The sequence below is a fragment of the Pseudomonas sp. NFACC13-1 genome (assembly GCF_900104425.1).
Lineage (GTDB): Bacteria > Pseudomonadota > Gammaproteobacteria > Pseudomonadales > Pseudomonadaceae > Aquipseudomonas > Aquipseudomonas fluorescens_AA.
In genome coordinates this window covers 36,554-55,709 of the sequence record NZ_FMXV01000036.1, presented here as the reverse complement: position 1 = coordinate 55,709, position 19,156 = coordinate 36,554, and the positions used below count along the sequence as shown (strand labels likewise).

General features: G+C 62.2%; 14 protein-coding genes, 1 tRNA gene, 2 rRNA genes and 1 pseudogene. 16 read left to right on the top strand and 2 right to left on the bottom strand.

The window, feature by feature from the left end:
- The first annotated feature begins 192 nt into the window (after window positions 1-192).
- The 8 genes from rrf (BLQ55_RS28545) to pgaD all read left to right on the top strand — a co-directional run bounded on the left by rrf (BLQ55_RS28545) (window position 193) and on the right by pgaD (window position 9,602).
- A 5S ribosomal RNA gene (gene rrf / locus BLQ55_RS28545) occupies window positions 193-308 on the top strand.
- 107 nt (window positions 309-415) lie between these two features.
- Window positions 416-531: ribosomal RNA gene (rrf, locus tag BLQ55_RS28540) — 5S ribosomal RNA — on the top strand.
- A gap of 175 nt (window positions 532-706) precedes the next feature.
- Window positions 707-1,342: a hypothetical protein gene (locus BLQ55_RS28535; protein ID WP_060739785.1), complete on the top strand. Its 636-nt coding sequence runs from the start codon at window positions 707-709 to the stop codon at window positions 1,340-1,342.
- 157 nt (window positions 1,343-1,499) lie between these two features.
- Complete coding sequence (locus BLQ55_RS28530; RefSeq protein ID WP_092204982.1) at window positions 1,500-3,005, top strand: YdgA family protein; 1,506 nt, start codon at window positions 1,500-1,502, stop codon at window positions 3,003-3,005.
- Between the two features lie 246 nt (window positions 3,006-3,251).
- Window positions 3,252-5,732 carry a poly-beta-1,6 N-acetyl-D-glucosamine export porin PgaA gene (gene pgaA / locus BLQ55_RS28525; RefSeq protein ID WP_092258828.1) on the top strand — a complete coding sequence of 827 codons (2,481 nt, stop codon included), beginning with the start codon at window positions 3,252-3,254 and terminating at the stop codon, window positions 5,730-5,732.
- Between the two features lie 12 nt (window positions 5,733-5,744).
- Window positions 5,745-7,742 carry a poly-beta-1,6-N-acetyl-D-glucosamine N-deacetylase PgaB gene (pgaB, locus tag BLQ55_RS28520; RefSeq protein WP_092258825.1) on the top strand — a complete coding sequence of 666 codons (1,998 nt, stop codon included), beginning with the start codon at window positions 5,745-5,747 and terminating at the stop codon, window positions 7,740-7,742.
- A gap of 1 nt (window position 7,743) precedes the next feature.
- A complete protein-coding gene (gene pgaC / locus BLQ55_RS28515; RefSeq protein WP_092204979.1) occupies window positions 7,744-9,099 on the top strand; it encodes a poly-beta-1,6-N-acetyl-D-glucosamine synthase in 1,356 nt (451 codons plus the stop codon).
- Window positions 9,096-9,602, top strand: coding sequence for a poly-beta-1,6-N-acetyl-D-glucosamine biosynthesis protein PgaD (gene pgaD / locus BLQ55_RS28510; protein WP_092258822.1), 507 nt, complete (start codon window positions 9,096-9,098; stop codon window positions 9,600-9,602). The genes pgaC and pgaD overlap by 4 nt, the downstream gene beginning before the upstream one ends.
- Before the next feature lie 167 nt (window positions 9,603-9,769).
- On the opposite strand, the gene BLQ55_RS28505 is transcribed toward pgaD, so the two are convergent.
- Window positions 9,770-11,302: an FAD-dependent oxidoreductase gene (locus tag BLQ55_RS28505; RefSeq protein ID WP_092258819.1), complete on the bottom strand. Its 1,533-nt coding sequence runs from the start codon at window positions 11,300-11,302 to the stop codon at window positions 9,770-9,772.
- A gap of 138 nt (window positions 11,303-11,440) precedes the next feature.
- Between BLQ55_RS28505 and BLQ55_RS28500 the strand changes: the two genes are divergently transcribed.
- The 7 genes and pseudogenes from BLQ55_RS28500 to BLQ55_RS28475 all read left to right on the top strand — a co-directional run bounded on the left by BLQ55_RS28500 (window position 11,441) and on the right by BLQ55_RS28475 (window position 17,145).
- Window positions 11,441-12,001, top strand: a complete 561-nt coding sequence (locus tag BLQ55_RS28500; RefSeq protein ID WP_092258816.1) for a YbhB/YbcL family Raf kinase inhibitor-like protein — start codon at window positions 11,441-11,443, stop codon at window positions 11,999-12,001.
- A 153-nt stretch (window positions 12,002-12,154) separates the two neighbouring features.
- The gene (locus BLQ55_RS32275) at window positions 12,155-12,328 is read left to right on the top strand and encodes a hypothetical protein (RefSeq protein ID WP_170847662.1); all 174 of its coding nucleotides are present in this window, start codon (window positions 12,155-12,157) and stop codon (window positions 12,326-12,328) included.
- A gap of 38 nt (window positions 12,329-12,366) precedes the next feature.
- Complete coding sequence (locus tag BLQ55_RS28495; RefSeq protein WP_092258814.1) at window positions 12,367-13,680, top strand: MFS transporter; 1,314 nt, start codon at window positions 12,367-12,369, stop codon at window positions 13,678-13,680.
- A gap of 20 nt (window positions 13,681-13,700) precedes the next feature.
- A pseudogene (locus BLQ55_RS28490) lies at window positions 13,701-13,945 on the top strand (hypothetical protein).
- A gap of 175 nt (window positions 13,946-14,120) precedes the next feature.
- Window positions 14,121-15,794, top strand: a complete 1,674-nt coding sequence (locus tag BLQ55_RS28485; protein WP_092258811.1) for a vWA domain-containing protein — start codon at window positions 14,121-14,123, stop codon at window positions 15,792-15,794.
- Between the two features lie 170 nt (window positions 15,795-15,964).
- On the top strand, window positions 15,965-16,537 hold the full coding sequence (locus tag BLQ55_RS28480) for an RNA polymerase sigma factor (protein ID WP_092204983.1): 573 nt from the start codon (window positions 15,965-15,967) through the stop codon (window positions 16,535-16,537).
- Complete coding sequence (locus BLQ55_RS28475) at window positions 16,534-17,145, top strand: hypothetical protein (RefSeq protein ID WP_092258808.1); 612 nt, start codon at window positions 16,534-16,536, stop codon at window positions 17,143-17,145. The genes BLQ55_RS28480 and BLQ55_RS28475 overlap by 4 nt, the downstream gene beginning before the upstream one ends.
- A gap of 63 nt (window positions 17,146-17,208) precedes the next feature.
- Here the strand turns inward: BLQ55_RS28475 and BLQ55_RS28470 are convergent.
- Window positions 17,209-17,285 (bottom strand) — tRNA-Arg (locus BLQ55_RS28470).
- Between the two features lie 349 nt (window positions 17,286-17,634).
- Between BLQ55_RS28470 and gabD the strand changes: the two genes are divergently transcribed.
- On the top strand, window positions 17,635-19,077 hold the full coding sequence (gene gabD, locus BLQ55_RS28465; RefSeq protein WP_092258805.1) for an NADP-dependent succinate-semialdehyde dehydrogenase: 1,443 nt from the start codon (window positions 17,635-17,637) through the stop codon (window positions 19,075-19,077).
- The last annotated feature ends 79 nt before the right edge of the window (window positions 19,078-19,156 follow it).

Here is a 19,156-nt window from a genome sequence, read left to right as displayed (position 1 = left end):
TTGCCCGTGAGGCTTGACCATATAACACCCAAGCAATTTGTAAGCTCCAAGCCCCAGGGCGAAGGAGAACCAGATTGCGGTGTGTGAAGACGAAACGAACCGAAAGTTCGAGACGCTCGACTGCAGCACACAAACTATCGCATACCCATTCGCTGGAACGTGACCGCAAGGCACGCGCTGGCTACCGAATTTCTTGACGACCATAGAGCATTGGAACCACCTGATCCCATCCCGAACTCAGAAGTGAAACGATGCATCGCCGATGGTAGTGTGGGGTTTCCCCATGTGAGAGTAGGTCATCGTCAAGATTAAATTCCGAAACCCCTATCTGCTGACGCAGGTAGGGGTTTTGTTTTTAGTAGAAGTCATCGATTTTACCGACACGTTGTTGTTGAACGGGTCGGACACAGAATTTCTTGACGACCATAGAGCATTGGAACCACCTGATCCCATCCCGAACTCAGCAGTGAAACGATGCATCGCCGATGGTAGTGTGGGGTTTCCCCATGTGAGAGTAGGTCATCGTCAAGATTGAATTCCCAGAACCCCTGTCTGCCCCCGCAGACAGGGGTTTTGTCGTTTTGGGCCGGTAATCGGATCGAACCCCTGATGCCCCGGCAAACCCCCAACGCCGTTGCTATGCTGTGAGAGTCGGGCTCTGGCGACCAAGAGGGCCACGACGTCACTGGTCATGGGGATTCCAATAATGAAAAACCCTTATGCTCCCGGCTTTTGGTGCGCCACTGCGGCATTGCTGCTGCTTTCGGCCACTTATTTCTATGGCGTCATGCTCACTCATCAAATCGACAAGGCGCTGCTGTTCCTCGATAGCGCGGCAGCGTTGATTGGCGTGATATCCATCGCAATCGTGGCCTGGGCTTCGCTTCAGGGCCAACGCATCAAGAAAAAACACCTCGAGCAAGGCAAGACCCTGGTGCTGATTTGGGACACCAAGGTGGCATTGCGACGCGTCGAAACGGTGTTTGACCGTTATTTCTGGGGCAGTTATTGGCAACCTGGCCGCACATTCCAGGAAGTCATGGGCGAGCTCACCGGTACTCCGTTGGAAAAAAGCCTGGAAGCCCTGAAAGTCCAATGCGCGGCCTTGGACAAGCAGGTCACCCAGGACGGCTGGCACTGGCTCAACAACGCCCGTGAATTGTGCGACGTGGCTAACGCCATGGCCCGGGAGCGCTATCAACTGGACTTTTGCGATTCGCGCGCAGAGTCATCGGGGGCTGCGGTGATCAATCGCGATTTCGAAGTGCTGGTGTACACCTGGACGGCCCGCCTCAAGACTTTCGACCATCAGCTCGATGAGATCGAAGTCCAATATTCGTAGACCACCTCGCAAGAAAACGTTTTTACCCCCATAAACATTGGGCCCGCAGGGGTGCCTGATGGTAATCTCCGCTCCTCTTTGCGGCGTCGAGCCACCCCCTTGGCGGGTCAGGGAAGACGACGGCTTTCTTCAACCATGGACATCGATCGGGTCACTCATGAATAAATCAGCAAGCGTACTTCTGGGAATTGTTGTGGCTGTCGGTGCTATCAGCGCGGGCGGCGCCTGGTACACCGGGACCAAACTCGAAGGCGTGTTGAAAAATGCTATTGCCGATAGCAATAAGCAGATGCAGACAGCCTTGGCCGGGTCCAACAGCACTGCTGCCCTGGAGCTGGTTTCCATGGACCGTGGCACATTCAGCAGCACCGCTCACTACCGTCTCAAAGGCGAAGGTGAGATGTTCGGTGGTGAGTCGGTCGAGTTGCTCTTCGTCGACCGGATCGAGCACGGCCCACTGCCATTCTCGCGCTTGATTACGCTCAAGTGGCTGCCGGTCATGGCCACCAGTCACACTGCTCTTGAGCGCAATCCACTGACTGACAAGTGGTTCGCTGCGACCAAGGACCAGTCGCCGCTCAAAGGTGTGGTCAACCTGGGTTACGACGAATCCATCAACGGCACTTACGAGCTGCTGCCGTTGGACACCAAGTTGGATGAGCAGTCCCAGCTCACTTTCTCCGGTCTTAAAATCGACCTGGCCGCCAGCGCCCAAGGCCAGAAGATCAAGGCCGATGGCTACATGGACAGCTTTAAGTTGACCACCGTTGCCGAAGATCAGACGCCAGTGCAGATCGAGCTGAACGGCCTGACATTGGCCAGTAACCTGAGCAAAAGCTCGTACGGTTACTATATGGGTGACAACACCCTGCTGATGAGCAGCACCAAGGCCACGTTTGGTGAGCCGAAGTCGGTGCTGGGCCTGAAGAACTTCGAAATGAAGAACAGCAGCAGCGAGAACGGCACCAGTGCTTCGGGGCGTGCCGATTACAAGATCGGTGAATTGTCGTTCAACGACAAGACCATCGGGTCGGCACAGATGGCGGTCAGCCTGAAGAACCTGGACATCCCGGCCACCATGTCGCTGATGCAGATCTACCAGACCAAGCTGCAGCCCTACGAGAAAGCGGCCGCCGAAGCCGCGGCAGCCGGTGAACCGACGCCAGAGTTGAGCCTGACCGAAGCTGAAGAAGCACAGGTCAAAGCCGACCTGGAAAAACTCTTGGCCGGTGCTCCGCAGGTGGCCTTGGAAAATCTGTCGTTCAACACTGCCAACGGTGAAAGCCGTGCCAGCCTGATCGTTGATCTGACCAAGCCACAGTCCATGGACCTGCCGCCGGATGAATTGGGACGTCAGTTGCTCGCCCTGCTGGATTTCAATCTCAAGGTTTCCAAGCCGATGCTGGTCGACCTGATGACCGTGCAGGCACAGATGGAAGGCCAGACGGATGCCAAGCTGATCGCCGATCAAGCCACAGCCACCAGCGATATGTTCAGCGCCATGGCCGTCGGTACTCAATTGGCGACCCTTGAAGGCAACGACGTTGTCACCAAGTTGCACTACGCCAACAACCAGGTCGATTTCAATGGCCAGAAAATGACCGTTGAACAATTCTCGGCATTTGTGATGAGCAAGCTGGGCGGTGGCGTCGCCATCCAGTAAGCCCGTTCAAGCCACACCCAAGACCCGGCTCGTGCATGACGCACGGCCGGGTTTTTTTATGCCCACGGATCAACCCTGGGCCGAAATCTGTATCGATTCTGAAGAATTGTGGCGTTCCTGAAGATGACCCGCCCGAGAGTGCAAGACTAGGCCCATTAGAGCTTGGCTGGATTCCTTTGATCCGGCTTCCTGTTTGATGGGCAAGGGGGCACTGCGACCCGGCTGGCCATGTAAGGATGCTGACGAATGCCGCGTACTGTGGGTCCTTTTATTCAACGTGGTTTGCGCCCGTTGTTTCGCGTCGCGCTGTGCGGCCAACTGTGCTGGCCGGTGCTGGCGTTTGCCGATACCGCCTATGACCAAATGGTGCTCGACGCCCGTGCAGGCCATTACACGCCTGCGCTGACTGCGTTGCGCCAGGTGCCGGCCGGCCAGGCCAATACCGCGCAGATCAGTGACCACTTGCAGATCGCCAGTTGGGCCGGCCTCGATACCGAGGTGGTAACGGTCTATCAGGCCCAGGGCCGTAATCGAGCGCTGCCCGTCCAGGCGCTGACTGCGACGGCTCGAGCCTATCGCAACCTCAAGCGCTGGGATTCGGCGGCCGAGTTGTACCGCCAGGCCTTGGTGATCGATCCCCAGAACCCCGACTTGCAGCTCGGCCTGGCCTTGACCCAGGCCGATGCAGGCCAGCCCGACGAAGCCGTCACACGCGCCAAGGCCCTGGTCGCTGCCAAGCCGACAGATCCGATGCGTCGACTGGCACTGGGTTATGCGTTGACCCGCGCCAACAGCCCCCACGAAGCGCTGTTCGAATACGACCAGGCCTTCACGCGTGCCGGCAACAATCCAGAGGTTGCGCGCGAATACATCTACGCCCTGCAACGCGCACGGCTGCCGGAGCCGGCGCTGCGCCTGGCACGCTTGCAGCCGGGGCTGATCGACCGTGGCGTGCAACGACGCCTGGAGGGTGACGTCGCCGCCGAACGGGTGCGCCTGGCGGACATGGCCAGCCGCAGCGAAGAGGAGCGCTTCGTCATTGCCGACCGCGCCTTGGCCGACTACGACAAGTTGCTCGTCACCTGGACCCCGGTGGCCGAGGCCCATGACGACGTACTCCGTTGGCGCATCGATCGCATGGGCGCGCTCAATGCCCGCGCCCGTCGAGCAGAAGTGATTGCCGAATACCAGAAGCTGATCGCCGAGGGCGTGAGCATTCCCACTTATGCCCTGCGCTGGGTGGCCTCTTCCTATCTGGAACAGCGTGAGCCGGAGATTGCCGTCGATCTGTACCGCCGGGTCCTGACCGCGCCGGATGCCGACCCCGCGGAGCGTTTTGAAGACAGCACCGCGCTCTACTATGCGTTGCTGGAAAGTGAAAAATCCGAAGATGCCCGTGCACTGGCCGAAGACATGGCGAAAGCCCAGCCTCCGCGCATCGAGCTCAAGGGCCTGCCGATCGGCAACCCCAACGATGAATGGATGGACGCCCAGCAACTCGCCGCCCAGGCCGGTACTTACGGCGCGGACTTGCCCTCTGCCGAGGCGCGCCTGGAAACCTTGGTCAGCCAGGGCCCCGGCAATACTGGCATGCGTCTGGCCCAGGCCGATCTGTACCAGGCCCGCGACTGGCCGCGCCGTTCGGAAAACCTGCTCAAAGAAGTCGAGGCGACGATTCCGCGCAACCGTGACCTGGAAATCGCCCAGGCCCGCGCTGCCATGGATTTGCAGGAGTGGCGGCAGATGGATGCATTGACCGATGACGTGGTCGCCCGCTACCCGGAAAACGCCCATGTCAAACGTCTGCAGCGCCAGCGTGAGGTACACGACATGGCCGAGCTGCGCATCGAGGCCTACACCGGCAAGAGCTATGGCGGTGGCAACGGTGATGCCGGTGCAGTCACTGGCAGCCGGGACTTTGGTATCGAAACGCTGCTCTACAGCCCGCCTATCGATGAAGACTGGCGGTTGTTCGGCGGTGCCGGCTACGCCACCGGCGATTTTGAGGAAGGCACCGGCCACCACCGTTGGCAGCGCCTGGGCGTGGAGCGTCGCACCCGGGACATGACCCTGGAGGCCGAGGTTTCCAATCACTCGTATGGTTCTGGCGACAAGCAAGGCGCGCGCGTGGCCGTGGCCCGAGACATCGACGACCACTGGCAATACGGCGGCAGCCTGGATTACCTCTCGGCCATTACCCCGCTGCGGGCGCTCAACAGCGGCATCCGCGCCAACGGCGGGAGTGGTTTCGTCCGCTGGCGGGCCAATGAAAGCCGTGAGTGGCGACTGGCGGTGAGCCCTTCCCATTTCAGTGACGGCAACAACCGCCTCGAAACCCAACTGACCGGCCGCGAGGGCATCTACAGCACGCCGCGCCTGCAAGTGGAGCTGGGTCTGGAAGTCGGCGCCAGCCGCAACAGCGGCTCCAACGAAGTGCCCTATTTCAATCCGAAAGCGGATTTCAGCGTCATGCCGACCGTGAGCGCGAACCACGTGTTGTATCGCCGCTACGAAACCACGTGGAGCCAGCAATTCCAGGTCGGTGCCGGTACCTACAGCCAGCGTGACTACAACACTGGGGCCATGGGACTGCTTGGCTACGGCCAGCGTTTCATCTGGAACGACGTGCTAGAGGCAGGTGCTGCGCTGAGTTGGCTCAACCGCCCCTACGACGGCGATCGCGAAAGCGATTTGCGCCTGCTTGTCGACCTCACCTATCGCTTCTAGAAGAGTTTGAAGATGCCTGTCATTTCGCGATTCATCCTTCTGCTGGGGGTCTTGCTGATCAGCGCTTGTGCCCAGCAAGCCCCGGCGTTCACGCCGCCTTCGCAGCGTCCGCTGGCGGCCAACGACGCCCCGTGGCCGAAAAATCATGTGCTCGGCATCGCCTACCACGATGTCGACGACCGAGACCCGGACCAGGCGCTGGTGGCCGTGCGCACCGAACGGCTGATCGAGCAACTGGCGTGGCTGCGGGAAAACAACTACCAGCCGGTCACGGTGGACCAGATCATCACGGCCCGCAACGGCGGCCCGGAGCTGCCACCCCGTGCGGTGCTGCTGAGTTTCGACGACGGCTACTCGAGCTTCTATACCCGCGTCATGCCCATCCTGCGTGCCTATAACTGGCCGGCCATCCTGGCTCCGGTCGGTAGCTGGGTCGATACGCCGCTGAACCAGACGGTGGATTTCGCCGGGGTGCCGCGCAAGCGTTCCGAGTTCCTGACCTGGGAGCAGATTCGTGAGGTGTCGAAATCGGGCCTGGTGGAAATCGCCGCCCACACCGATGCCAATCACAAAGGCGTGCTCGCCAACCCGCAAGGCAACCAGCAACCTGCGGCGACGACCCGGCGCTACGATCCGGCCACCGGTCGCTATGAGAGCGAGGCCGATTTCCAGGCACGCCTGCGCAAGGACGTGGCGGCCATTTCCGAGAAAATCCGCAAGGTGGCCGGTTACAGCCCACGCGTCTGGGTCTGGCCTTACGGGGAAGCCGACGGCGTCGCGCTCCAGGTGATCGGCAGCGAGGGCTATCAGATGGCCCTGACCCTGGAGGATGGCCTCGACAGCCTCGATAACCTGATGAGCGGCCCGCGCTTTTTGGTGTCGTCCGATCCGGATGGCGCCCATTTCGCCGAAAGCATCGTGTCCGTACAGACGATTGACCCGATGCGCGTGGTGCATGTCGATCTGGACTATGTCTACGACCCGGACCCGGTGCAGCAAGAGGCCAACGTTGGCAAGCTGGTCCAGCGCATCTACGACCTGGGTGCCAACACCGTATTCTTGCAGGCATTCGCCGATCCGAAAGGCGATGGCCTGGTGCACTCGTTGTACTTCCCCAACCGCCACCTGCCGGTACGGGCCGATCTGTTCGACCGGGTCGCCTGGCAGCTGCGCACCCGGGCCAACGCCAAAGTCTATGCCTGGATGCCGGTGCTCAGTTTCGCCTTGGACGCGAAGCTGCCACGGGTACAACGCTGGGATCCGGAAACCGGCAAGACCGGCGTCGCCCCTGACCAATATGTGCGGTTGTCGCCGTTCGACCCGAATGTGCGCAAGGTCATCGGTGAAATTTATGAAGACCTGGCGCGGATGAGTTCGGTGGATGGCGTTCTGTACCATGACGACGCGGTGCTCTCCGATTTCGAGGACGCCAGTCCTGCGGCCCTGAAAGTCTATGCCGCCCACGGTTTACCGACGTCCATCGCCGCCCTGCGGGACGACCCTGCGGCGATGCAACGCTGGACCCGCTTCAAGAGCCGCTACCTGATCGACTTCACCCATGAGCTGACCGCCAAGGTCCGGGCGATTCGTGGTCCGCAGGTCCTGACGGCGCGCAATATCTTTGCCGAACCGATGCTCAACCCGCAAAGCGAAGCCTGGTTCGCCCAGAACCTCGACGACTTCCTCGGCGCCTACGACTGGACGGCACCGATGGCCATGCCGCTGATGGAAAAGCAGACCCGCGCACAGTCCGGCCTGTGGTTGGAACGTCTGGTCCAGACCGTCAAAAGCCGGCCCGGCGCACTCAAGCGCACGGTGTTCGAGTTGCAGGCGCGAGATTGGGACAGCCAACCGGTGACCGACATCGACGGCGAACTGCTGGCCGACTGGATGGGGCGCCTCAAGCGCCAGGGCGTGACCAGTTTCGGCTACTACCCGGACAACTTCATCGAAGACCAGCCCGCCGTGAAAACCGTGCGGCCGGCGCTCTCCAACAAGTGGAATCCTTGACATGCTCGACAGACTGCTCGCCCTGCTGGTGCTGGCGATCGTCCTTGGGGTGCCCCTGGGCCTGATTTTCCTGGTCACCGGGCAATTCCTGATGGACTTCGTGTTCTTTTACCCGCTGTTCATGTCCGGGCTGTGGATCGCCGGCGGCCTGTATTTCTGGCTGCACTGGGAACGCCACTGGCCATGGAAGGACGACACCTTGCCACCGTCCCTGGCGGGTGAGCCGCTGATCAGCATCCTGATCCCGTGCTTCAACGAAGGCGACAACGTCGCCGACACCATTCACGCGGCGCTGGGCCAGCATTATCCGAACATCGAAGTCATCGCCATCAACGACGGCTCCAAGGACAACACCGCCCAGATGCTCGACCAACTGGCAGCCGAGGACCCGCGCCTGCGCGTGCTGCACCTGGCGGAAAACCAGGGCAAGGCCGTGGCCCTGCGCATGGGCGCCATCGCGGCGCGCAGCGAATACCTGGTGTGCATCGACGGTGACGCGCTGCTGGCGCCGAACACCTGTGCTTACCTGGTGGCGCCGATGCTGGACAACGCCCGCCTCGGTGCGGTGACCGGCAACCCACGCATTCGTACCCGCTCGACCTTGATCGGCCGGGTCCAGGTCGGCGAGTTTTCCTCGATCATCGGCCTGATCAAGCGTACCCAGCGGGTCTTCGGGCGGATCTTCACTGTATCCGGCGTGATCGTCGCGTTCCGTCGCACCGCCCTGCACCGGGTCGGCTACTGGAGCCCGGACATGATCACCGAAGACATCGACATCAGTTGGAAGCTGCAGCTGGATCACTGGAGCATTTTCTACGAGCCGCGCGCGCTCTGCTGGATCCTCATGCCCGAAACCTTGCGTGGCCTGTGGCGGCAACGCCTGCGCTGGGCCCAAGGGGGCGCCGAGGTGCTGTTCAAGAACATCCGTGGCATCTGGCAATACCGCCATCGCTACCTGTGGCCGCTGCTGTTCGAATACTGCCTGTCCACCGGCTGGGCGTTTACCTTCCTGCTGTCGGTGATCTTCTGGGGCGCCGGCAAATTCGTCGAAATGCCAGCGGCCATCGCCGTGGATCACCTGATGCCGCCAGCCTTCACCGGCCTGTTGCTGGCCGTGGTGTGCCTGCTGCAGTTCGCGGTGAGCATCCTGATTGATCGGCGCTACGAAAAAGGCCTGTGGCACATCATGTTCTGGGTGGTCTGGTACCCGTTGGTATTCTGGCTGATCAGCCTCTTCACCACCCTGGTGAGCTTTCCCAAAGTGCTGTTCGGGCAGCATCAGAAGCGTGCGCGCTGGATCAGTCCGGATCGCGGTATCAAACCGTTCGATGATCAGGAAGAGGAAGTGATCCGATGAAAATTGTCAGGACCCGGCAACGGCCTTTTCTGGTGGTCATCGATGCGCTGTTCACCGTGCTGGCGTGGATGGGGTTGCTGTATTTGCTGGTCAAAGGGCTGTGGCCGCTGCTCGACGGCCAGGCCGGCCCGCGCCTGGGAGGGTCGCTGTTCGACACCCTGGGGACTTTGCAGGTCTATGGTTGGATCGCGTTGGTCAACGCGGTACTGCTGATTACCTGGGCGCGTTATCAACAGCGTAAAAGTCGCAGCTTCGCCCAGCGCCGGCTGCCGGCGCCGGTGGTGGATGACCAGGGCTTGAGCGCCAGTTTCAAGCTGACCGGCGAGCGCCTGGACACGCTGCGCCAGCCCGGCTCGAAGATCATCCACAACAACCAGGACGGCGACATCAGCCATGTCGTGCCGCATTTCCATTTGCTCAGCCCGGACTTGCAGCCACCGCCCCTGGCGCCATTGGAGCGACCACGGGTTATCCACTTGCCGGCCGATCAGTCTGTGCATTGATGCAGGCAGGGGGATTGGGGGCGTGGCGGATATTTCGGTCAACACAAGACAACCCTGTGGGAGCGAGCTTGCTCGCGATGGCGTCGCGTCAACCACATTGAGGTGACTGATCCACCGCTATCGCGAGCAAGCTCGCTCCCACAGGGGATTTGGGGTGTGGGACAGGTCTACGAAGAGAAATCCCGAACCAGCCGCCACGCCTCGTCCACCGGCAACGGTTGCTTCATGCGCTGGGCCAGCGCTGCCATGGCCCGGCCTTCATCGCAGGCCACGGCGGCGGCCACGAGGCCGTCCTTGCCTAGCAGGGCGATAAAGGGCGGGTGCTCGGGCGTGCCCTTGAATTCCACCTCGTCCCAATGTTCAGCGTGCCCGAGGTAGTCGTAGCGTTTGCCAAAGTGATAGGTCCAGAAAAACGGCACGTCCAGATAGTGCTCGTCGCCGCCGAGCATGTTCGCGGCGGCGATGCGTGCCTGTTGCTGGGCCAGGCGCCAATGCTCGATGCGTACAGGCTTGCCGTTCAGGGGAAATGTCGCGATATCGCCCACGGCCCATAAGCCATCAGCCACACGCATGCCCGCGTCAACGGACAGCGACTGGTCCTGTTCCCGTGGCAACCGGGCAAACGGCTCGGTGGCCGGGTGCACGCCGATGCCGACGATCACCAGGTCCGCAGCCAAACGCTGGCCGTTATCCAGCACCACGGCTTCGACCTTGTGCGTTCCCTCGATCCGTGCCGCTTCGCCGTCGGTGTGGTACACCACGCCGTTGGCCCGGTGCCGGGCCAGGATGGCCTGACCGACGCTCTCGCCCAATTGCGCGGCGAACGGCACCGGGTGCCGGGCCAAGACGGTGACGCTCAGCTCGCGCTTGCGCAGGGACGAGGCCACCTCCATGGCGATGAAACTGTCGCCAATGATCACCGCCCGTAGCCCTGGCCGGACAGTGTCGAGAATCTGCCGGGCATGAGCGATCGAACGCAGCACGAAGACTTGCGGCAAATCGATGCCGGGCAGCGCTGGCGTCTTCGGCTCCCCGCCTGTGGCAATCAGCGCGGCGTCATAGTCCAGGCGCCGGCCATCGGCGAGCTGGATTTGCCGGGCACTGGGGTCCAAATGGGTGACCTCGCCGTGGAGCCTTTCGATGCGTTGCTGGGTGAAATAAGTTTCATCGCGCAGCGGTGCCGTCTCGTTGACCGGCATGTCGCCGGCCAATACATACTTGCTCAGCACCGTACGGTCGTAGCCGGCTTCGGCTTCGCGGTCGATCAACAGGATCCGGCCGCCAAACCCCTTCTCCCGCAATGCCGCCGCGCAAGCCGTGCCGGCCGCGCCAGCACCGATGATGACAAAGGTGCGTGCGTCATCGGCCGGCGGGATTTTATCGGCTGGCAACGGTTGGTCATTGACCCAGACGTCATCACCGCGCACTTCGACGTGATAGCGCGCCAGGCTGTCGAGGGCCGGCGGCTCGCACAGGGCGCCGTCTTCAGCGCGGAAGGCCGCCTTGTGCCACGGGCAAATCAGTCGTCCATGGCACACCGCACCCTTGGCCAGTGGTGCGCCTGCATGGGGGCACTTGCCTTGGAAGGCGCGCACCTGATCGCCTGAGCGCAGCAACAGGATGGACGTGTCGTTGATTTTGACTTCGAGGCCGCGGTCTTCGCGAACATCGGCGAAACGGGCGATTTGATGCAGAGACATGGGCGTTCTCCGTCAGGCGTTTCCCTTTGGAGTCGAGGGCCGGAACGAGGTTCAGCATAATTGTCACTGCACCCTTGGCGACGCTGCGGCTATAGTTCGCAAGCCGTCCATGGCCAGACACGCACAAGGTGCCCCGGTATGACTCGATTGAACATTCTCACCCCTTGGCTGGCGGCCTTCGCCCTGGTGCTGTGCGCACAAGGGGCAGCCCAGGCCGAGGAGCGTTTTACCCTCAGTATCCCCGGCGTGTCGGACGACCGCCTCTTCACCGCGGCGGCGGCCAGTGACGCCAACGCCTGTGGTGGCAAGAACATTTCCCCGGCCTTGAGCTGGAACGCCGGCCCACCGGGCACCCTCAGCTATGCCATCGTCATGTTGGACCCGGACGGTCAGAGGGGACAGGGTGTCGATCACTGGGTCCACTACGGCATCAAGGCCACCACCCGGCAGATTCCAGCGGGCGCCGGTACCAAGTCCTCGTTGGAAGGCATGAGCGGCATCAACAGCAAGAACACCCACGGCTACATCGGCCCTTGCCCGCCCATCGGCGACAGCGCTCACCATTACCTGATCCAGCTCTTCGCCCTGGACCTGCCGCCGGAAGCCTTCCCCGCTGGCCTTACCCGGGCCCAACTGATGGAAAAAATCAAAGGTCACGTCCTGCGCAACAGCAGCGTCGTACGCCGCTACCACCGCTGACCCGAGACGACACAGCCCCGTGGCGAGGGAATTTATCCCCGCCGGGGTGCAAAGCACCCCTCGCCACAATGGCGCCGTCCAGACACAAAATTGGCGTCAAGCGCCAAAAGCGAGCACTATCGAGCCCCTGTTCACTCATGCCGGAGGATGGCGATGACGCAGAAACCCGACGGCATCGCCCGCCTCCTGAACTGCCCCACCAAGGGCGACGAAATACGCCGGGCCATCGCCCGGAGCCGCAAGGATTTCCTGCCTGTCGACGAGGCCGAAGACGCCGAGCCAGGCCAACCACCGGTTCAACCGGTGGACACTGATCGCGACGACTGAGCCGTCGCCCTCTTTCAACTTATCGTTCAAATCCGCCTATGACTGCCACCCCCGTTCTACCCGGTGACCGATTCAGCCGATCCGATTACAAGACCCTGGGCCTGGCCGCCTTGGGAGGCGCGCTGGAGATCTACGATTTCATCATCTTCGTGTTCTTCGCCCTGACCCTCAGCCAGTTGTTCTTCCCCCCGGAAATGCCCGATTGGCTGCGCCTGCTGCAAAGCTTCGGGATTTTCGCCACCGGCTATCTGGCTCGCCCCTTGGGCGGCATTCTCATGGCGCACTTTGCCGATCGCCTGGGGCGCAAGCGAGTGTTCAGCCTGAGCATCCTGATGATGGCCTTGCCATGCCTGCTCATCGGGGTGATGCCCACCTACGCGCAAATCGGCTATTTCGCCCCGTTGCTGCTGCTGGCGCTGCGTATCCTGCAGGGCGCGGCCGTGGGCGGCGAGGTGCCAAGCGCCTGGGTCTTCGTGGCCGAACACGCGCCGCTGCATCATCGCGGCTATGCCCTGGGTTTCCTCCAGGCCGGCCTGACCTTCGGCTACCTGCTGGGCGCCCTGACCGCCACGGCGCTGGCGCGGATCTACACGCCGGCGGAAATACTCGATTACGCCTGGCGCCTGCCGTTCCTGCTGGGGGGCGTCTTCGGTGTGATCGGCGTCTGGCTGCGCCGCTGGCTGAGCGAAACGCCGATCTTCATGGCCCTGCAAGCCGATCGCGAAGGCGCTGCGGAACTGCCGTTGCGCACGGTCCTGCGCGACCACCGCCAGGCCTTGCTGCCCGCCGCCATCCTGACCTGCGTGCTGACCTCTGCCGTGGTGGTGTTCGTGGTCATCACCCCGACCGTGATGCAGAAAAGCTTCGGCATGACGCCCAGCCACACCTTCGCCCTGAGCAGCCTGGGCATCGTCTTCCTGAATATCGGCTGCGTCCTGGCCGGCCTCGTCGTCGACCGCATCGGCGCCTGGCGCACCGTCATGCTCTACAGTCTGCTGCTGCCCCTGGGCATTGCCGTGCTCTACGCCAGCCTGATCAGCGGCAGCGCCTGGCTGGGCCTGGCCTACGCCGTGGCCGGCCTGGGTTGCGGCGTGGTCGGCGCGGTGCCATCGGTGATGGTCAGCCTGTTCCCGCCGAAGATCCGGGTGTCGGGCATCTCGCTCACCTACAACATCGCCTATGCGCTATGGGCCAGCATGACACCGTTGATGCTGATCGCCCTGGTGCCGTGGAGCCCGTGGGTGTGCGTGGGGTATTGCGTGGTGATGGGGGCGGTGGGCGTGGCTGCGGCGGCGTATTTCCCGGGGCGCCATGGCAGAGCTGCGCAGCCGTCATTGGTCTGTGAATCCTAGCCCGGCTGGCTTAACCTCAAGTGCCGGTGGCGATCCCCGAGACCGCCACCTATTGGATCGACACGTTCAACGTTGAAGTCGTAGGTAAAACGAACGCTTTCTGCCCGACGAAAAAGTCCGCGACCGGTTGCACACTGACTTGATCGTCCGCCTAGGCATGGCAGGTGCCCTGACGAACAGAGGCAACTCCGATGTCGAAGACTATTACACCGGCCAGTTGAGCCGCTTCATCGCCGATGATCTGCGGGGCATTCCGTCCCGCTAGCCATGCCTGCTGCAGCGTGCGGGCGATGGCTCCAATCGCGGTAACGGCCTGGCCACTTCGGGGAGGCCAGGCCTGTCTTGCGGCGCTTCAAAAGAATTTTTTGGTCGTTAACCCGAACCCCGTGCGCCCTGCGTCTGACTCTGTGAACGGATCATTCATTCACGAGGTTCAGCCCATGTCCCGTCCATTTCCCTTTATGCGTCCTGCTGCCCAGGGCTTCGCCGTGACCTTGCTGGTGGCGTTGGCCGGTTGTGGGTTGTCTTCGTCCCGGGAGGTCGCCAAGCCGGCCGAACCCGTGCCTGTGGCGCCCAGCGTTGCACCGCAAGGCGAGGTCGCCTATGTTCGCGAGCCCATGGCCAAGCGCATGGCCGTTCCGGCATCGATGCCCGCCCCCACGGTGGCGAACGACACCCTAGCCGGCGATTACCGCACCGAGCCACGGGAGCAGTACGAAAAACTGCCGGACAACCCGATCCACCGCGTCGCCGAAACGCCGGTCTCGACCTTCAGCGTGGATGTCGATACCGGCAGCTATGCCAATGTGCGACGGTTCCTCAACCAAGGTAGCCTGCCGCCCGAAGGGGCTGTGCGATTGGAGGAAATGGTCAACTACTTCCCTTACGCCTACGCCCTGCCCAGCGATGGTTCACCTTTTGGCGTGACCACCGAGGTCGCCCCCTCTCCGTGGAATCCCCACACCCGCCTGCTGCGCATCGGCATCAAGGCCAGCGACCGCGCTGTGGCGGACCTGGCGCCGGCCAACCTGGTCTTCCTGGTGGACGTTTCCGGCTCCATGGACCGTCGCGAAGGCCTGCCGCTGGTCAAGAGCACGCTGAAACTGCTGGTAGACCAATTGCGCGATCAGGACCGGGTGTCCCTGGTGGTCTATGCCGGTGAATCCCGGGTGGTGCTCAAGCCCACCTCGGGTCGCGACAAGGCGGCAATCCGCAACGCCATCGACCAACTCGATGCCGGTGGTTCCACCGCTGGGGCCTCGGGCATCGAATTGGCCTATCAGATGGCGCGCGAGAGCTTCATCGACAAAGGCATCAACCGCATCCTGCTGGCCACGGATGGCGACTTCAACGTCGGCGTCAGTGATTTCGACAGCCTCAAGCAGATGGCGGTGGACCAGCGTAAAAGCGGCGTCTCCCTGACGACACTGGGCTTCGGTGTGGATAACTACAACGAACACCTGATGGAGCAATTGGCCGACGCCGGTGATGGTAACTACGCCTACATCGACAACCTGCTCGAAGCGCGCAAGGTCCTGGTGGACCAGCTCAGTTCCACCCTGGCGGTGGTCGCCCGGGACGTGAAGTTGCAGGTGGAGTTCAACCCCGCCCAGGTCAGTGAGTATCGACTGCTGGGCTATGAGAACCGCGCGTTGAAGCGTGAGGATTTCAACAACGACAAGGTCGACGCAGGCGAGATCGGCGCCGGCCATACGGTGACGGCATTGTATGAAATCGTGCCGAAGGGCGAGCCGGGCTGGTTGGAACCGCTGCGCTATGCAAGCACGCCCAAGTCGCAGAGCACCTCAGGCGAATTGGCGATGTTGCGCGTACGCTACAAGCCGGCCGAGGGCGGAAGCAGTCGATTGATCGAACATCCCATTGCCAGCGTGCAGAACGACCGCAAGCCCAGCGATGACCTGCGCTTCTCGGCCGCTGTTGCCGCCTTCGCCCAACAGCTCAAGGGCGATGGACGCTACACTGGGACGATGACCTTGAAGGACACTGCGCAATTGGCGCGCTCGGCCCGTGGTGATGATCCGTTTGGGCTGCGCTCGGAGTTTGTGCAGTTGGTGGAACTGGCCCAGAGCCTTGAGCCTGCGGCCAAGCGCTGAGCCTGACTGCAACGAGGATCAAATGTGGGAGCGAGCTTGCTCGCGATAGCAGTAGCCCGATCATGTTCATCATTGACTGATCCGACGCCATCGCGAGCAAGCTCCCACAGGGCTCCCTTGTTGTCTGCCAGGATTGTGTTGCAATGACCGGAAAGGAGTTCGCCCCCCACATGCCCGCTGCGCTTGATTCTCCCAGCGACGAATCGCTGCTGGCCCGCTACCGCAATGGCGACGGGGCTTCTTTCGAAGTCCTGTACGCCCGTCATCGGCAAGGGCTTTACCGTTTCCTGCTGTCCTTGAGCAACAAAGCCGAGCTGGCCGAGGAGGTTTTCCAGGACACCTGGCTCAGCCTGATTCGCAGCACCACCCAGCCACAAGGCCGGGCGAGTTTTCGTACCTGGTTGTTCCAGATTGCCCGCAACCGCTTGATCGACCAGTGGCGCAAACACGGTGTCCACAACCCGTTGCACGACAGTTATGACGAGCAACTGCACGTCCAGCCCGACGACACCGGCAGCCCCGAGCGACAGCTGAGCCTGAGCCGCGACCAGGCGCGTCTCGACGCCGCGTTGCAGGCCTTGCCCGAGGATCAGCGAGAGGTCTTCCTGCTGCGCCTGCATGGCGACCTGGAGCTGCCACAGATTGCCGCCCTGACCGGCGCCCCGCTGGAAACGGTCAAAAGCCGCTTGCGTTACGCCCAGCAGAAATTGCAGCGACTGCTGGCCGAGGAGGTACCCGCATGATCGACCCCAAGCACACCCCGGATCCCAACGACGAAGTGCTGATCGAGCATTTCCGCCAACACGCCAGCGGCGAGCCGCCGGCCTCCCTGGACACCTTCATCCTGGCCACCGCCCGTCGCGAAGCACCGACGCCCACGCCAAGCCTGTGGCAACGCTGGCTGCAAGCCTGCCAACGGCCGCGCTGGCAAATGGCATTCGCCACGGTCGCCGGTGTGGCGCTGATGATCGGCCTGGTAGTGCGCTCACCCGTGCCCCACGAGGAGCTGGCCTCACCCGCCTCGATGGAGTTTTCCGCCGATCGGCAAGCGCCTGCCGTTGCCGCCGCACCACCACCGGCCATGCCCGCCCCGGTCACCCCCATGGCGCCCCAGGGCGAACTGGCCCGGGCCCCGGCAAGCCCGGTGCAATCCTTGGCGGAAAAGCCCGCGGCGAAAATGAGCAAACCCGCGCCGGCAGCATTGCCATCGCTGGAGCAAGGCCTGATGGAGATCCTGCGCTTGCGCGAGGCGGGTGAGAGCAAGGCCGCTGATGAGAAACTGCTGGCGTTGCAAAAACGCTTTCCCGAGGAAGACCTGCCGGCGCGGTTGGAGGCGTTGCGCAAGCGTTGAGTGAGATCGGCGCCCACAAAAAAGCCCCAAGGTCTTGCGACCTGGGGCTTTTGATTCTGAAGATGGTGCACCAGGCGGGATTCGAACCCACGACCCCTGCCTTCGGAGGGCAGTACTCTATCCAGCTGAGCTACTGGTGCGACGCGGGCGCCATGATACTCATATGCATGGCGGGCGTCCATGCTGCTGAATCGCCTGCGTTTTTGGGCAGCTCGCCGGGTGTTGGCTACGCTGATCAGAAAAAGCGGGCAAATTCGGTTTTTTCGTTCTTTTTTTCGAACAGGCTATTGTCCTTCACCCCCATCGGCCCTAGGATTCGTTTGAGATTTCAAACGCTCTTGTCTGGGTGCTGAACCGCACGTCTGTGCTTATGTGCGTTATTTCTGTGCTTCAGCCCGGTGAATGATTTCCCTGACGGCAGCCCCCGAGGCGCCTTTCTACAAATCTAATTCGCTCCGCGTGCGCGCGGTGCTGTTAAGGAAAGCCGACATGCAGCTTAAAGACACCCAGTTGTTCCGCCAGCAAGCCTTTATCGATGGCGCTTGGGTCGATGCGGACAATGGTCAGACGATCAAGGTCACCAACCCGGCGACGGGCGAAGTGTTGGGCACCGTGCCGAAGATGGGCGCGGCCGAAACCCGCCGGGCGATTGAAGCCGCCGACAAGGCACTGCCGGCCTGGCGTGCACTGACCGCCAAGGAGCGCGCCAACAAGCTGCGCCGCTGGTACGAATTGCTGATCGAAAACCAGGACGACCTCGGTCGCCTGATGACCCTGGAACAAGGCAAGCCGCTGGCCGAGGCCAAGGGCGAGATCGTCTATGCCGCCTCGTTCATCGAATGGTTCGCCGAGGAAGCCAAGCGCATCTACGGTGACGTGATTCCCGGCCACCAGCCCGACAAGCGTCTGATCGTGATCAAGCAGCCGATCGGCGTGACCGCGGCCATTACCCCGTGGAACTTCCCCGCCGCGATGATCACCCGCAAGGCCGGTCCGGCCCTGGCCGCCGGCTGCACCATGGTCATCAAGCCGGCTTCGCAAACCCCGTTCTCGGCCCTGGCCCTGGTGGAACTGGCGCACCGTGCCGGCATTCCGCAAGGCGTGTTGAGCGTGGTCACCGGCAGCGCCGGCGACATCGGCGGCGAGCTGACCAGCAACCCGATCGTGCGCAAGCTGTCCTTCACCGGCTCGACCGAGATCGGTCGTCAGCTGATGGCCGAATGTGCCAAGGACATCAAGAAAGTCTCTCTGGAACTGGGCGGCAACGCGCCGTTCATCGTGTTCGACGACGCGGACCTGGATAAGGCCGTCGAAGGCGCGATCATTTCCAAATACCGCAACAACGGCCAGACCTGCGTCTGCGCCAACCGCCTGTACATCCAGGATTCGGTGTACGACGCGTTCGCCGAGAAACTGAAAGTGGCGGTGGCCAAGCTCAAGATCGGCAACGGTCTGGACGAGGGCACCACCACCGGTCCGTTGATCGACGGCAAAGCGGTCGCCAAGGTGCAGGAACACATCGCCGATGCGGTCAGCAAAGGCGCGACCGTGCTGTCGGGCGGCAAGGCGATGGAAGGCAACTTCTTCGAGCCGACCATCCTGACCAACGTGCCGAAGAACGCCGCTGTGGCGAAGGAAGAAACCTTCGGCCCGCTGGCACCGCTGTTCCGCTTCAAAGACGAAGCCGAAGTGATCGCGATGTCCAACGACACCGAGTTCGGCCTGGCTTCGTACTTCTATGCCCGCGACCTGGGCCGTGTGTTCCGTGTGGCTGAAGCCCTGGAATACGGCATGGTCGGCGTCAACACCGGGTTGATTTCCAACGAAGTCGCGCCGTTCGGCGGCATCAAGGCCTCGGGCCTGGGCCGTGAAGGCTCCAAGTACGGCATCGAGGACTACCTGGAAATCAAATACCTCTGCCTGGGTATCTGATCCGCTTCAAGCGCAAAGGGCACGAGAGCGCTGTCCCTTTGCGCGTTTCACCCGTTCTGTTTCCTGTGGCCGGAACGCT

Bases quoted from the DNA above. Each gene is read 5' to 3' on its own strand.
- pgaC (WP_092204979.1), top strand. From the start codon at position 7,744: ATGCTCGACAGACTGCTCGCCCTGCTGGTGCTGGCGATCGTCCTTGGG.
- BLQ55_RS28530 (WP_092204982.1), top strand. From the start codon at position 1,500: ATGAATAAATCAGCAAGCGTACTTCTGGGAATTGTTGTGGCTGTCGGT.
- BLQ55_RS28475 (WP_092258808.1), top strand. From the start codon at position 16,534: ATGATCGACCCCAAGCACACCCCGGATCCCAACGACGAAGTGCTGATC.
- BLQ55_RS28480 (WP_092204983.1), top strand. From the start codon at position 15,965: ATGCCCGCTGCGCTTGATTCTCCCAGCGACGAATCGCTGCTGGCCCGC.
- BLQ55_RS32275 (WP_170847662.1), top strand. From the start codon at position 12,155: ATGACGCAGAAACCCGACGGCATCGCCCGCCTCCTGAACTGCCCCACC.
- BLQ55_RS28505 (WP_092258819.1), bottom strand. From the start codon at position 11,302: ATGTCTCTGCATCAAATCGCCCGTTTCGCCGATGTTCGCGAAGACCGC.
- BLQ55_RS28485 (WP_092258811.1), top strand. From the start codon at position 14,121: ATGTCCCGTCCATTTCCCTTTATGCGTCCTGCTGCCCAGGGCTTCGCC.
- pgaA (WP_092258828.1), top strand. From the start codon at position 3,252: ATGCCGCGTACTGTGGGTCCTTTTATTCAACGTGGTTTGCGCCCGTTG.
- gabD (WP_092258805.1), top strand. From the start codon at position 17,635: ATGCAGCTTAAAGACACCCAGTTGTTCCGCCAGCAAGCCTTTATCGAT.
- BLQ55_RS28535 (WP_060739785.1), top strand. From the start codon at position 707: ATGAAAAACCCTTATGCTCCCGGCTTTTGGTGCGCCACTGCGGCATTG.
- pgaD (WP_092258822.1), top strand. From the start codon at position 9,096: ATGAAAATTGTCAGGACCCGGCAACGGCCTTTTCTGGTGGTCATCGAT.
- BLQ55_RS28500 (WP_092258816.1), top strand. From the start codon at position 11,441: ATGACTCGATTGAACATTCTCACCCCTTGGCTGGCGGCCTTCGCCCTG.
- pgaB (WP_092258825.1), top strand. From the start codon at position 5,745: ATGCCTGTCATTTCGCGATTCATCCTTCTGCTGGGGGTCTTGCTGATC.
- BLQ55_RS28495 (WP_092258814.1), top strand. From the start codon at position 12,367: ATGACTGCCACCCCCGTTCTACCCGGTGACCGATTCAGCCGATCCGAT.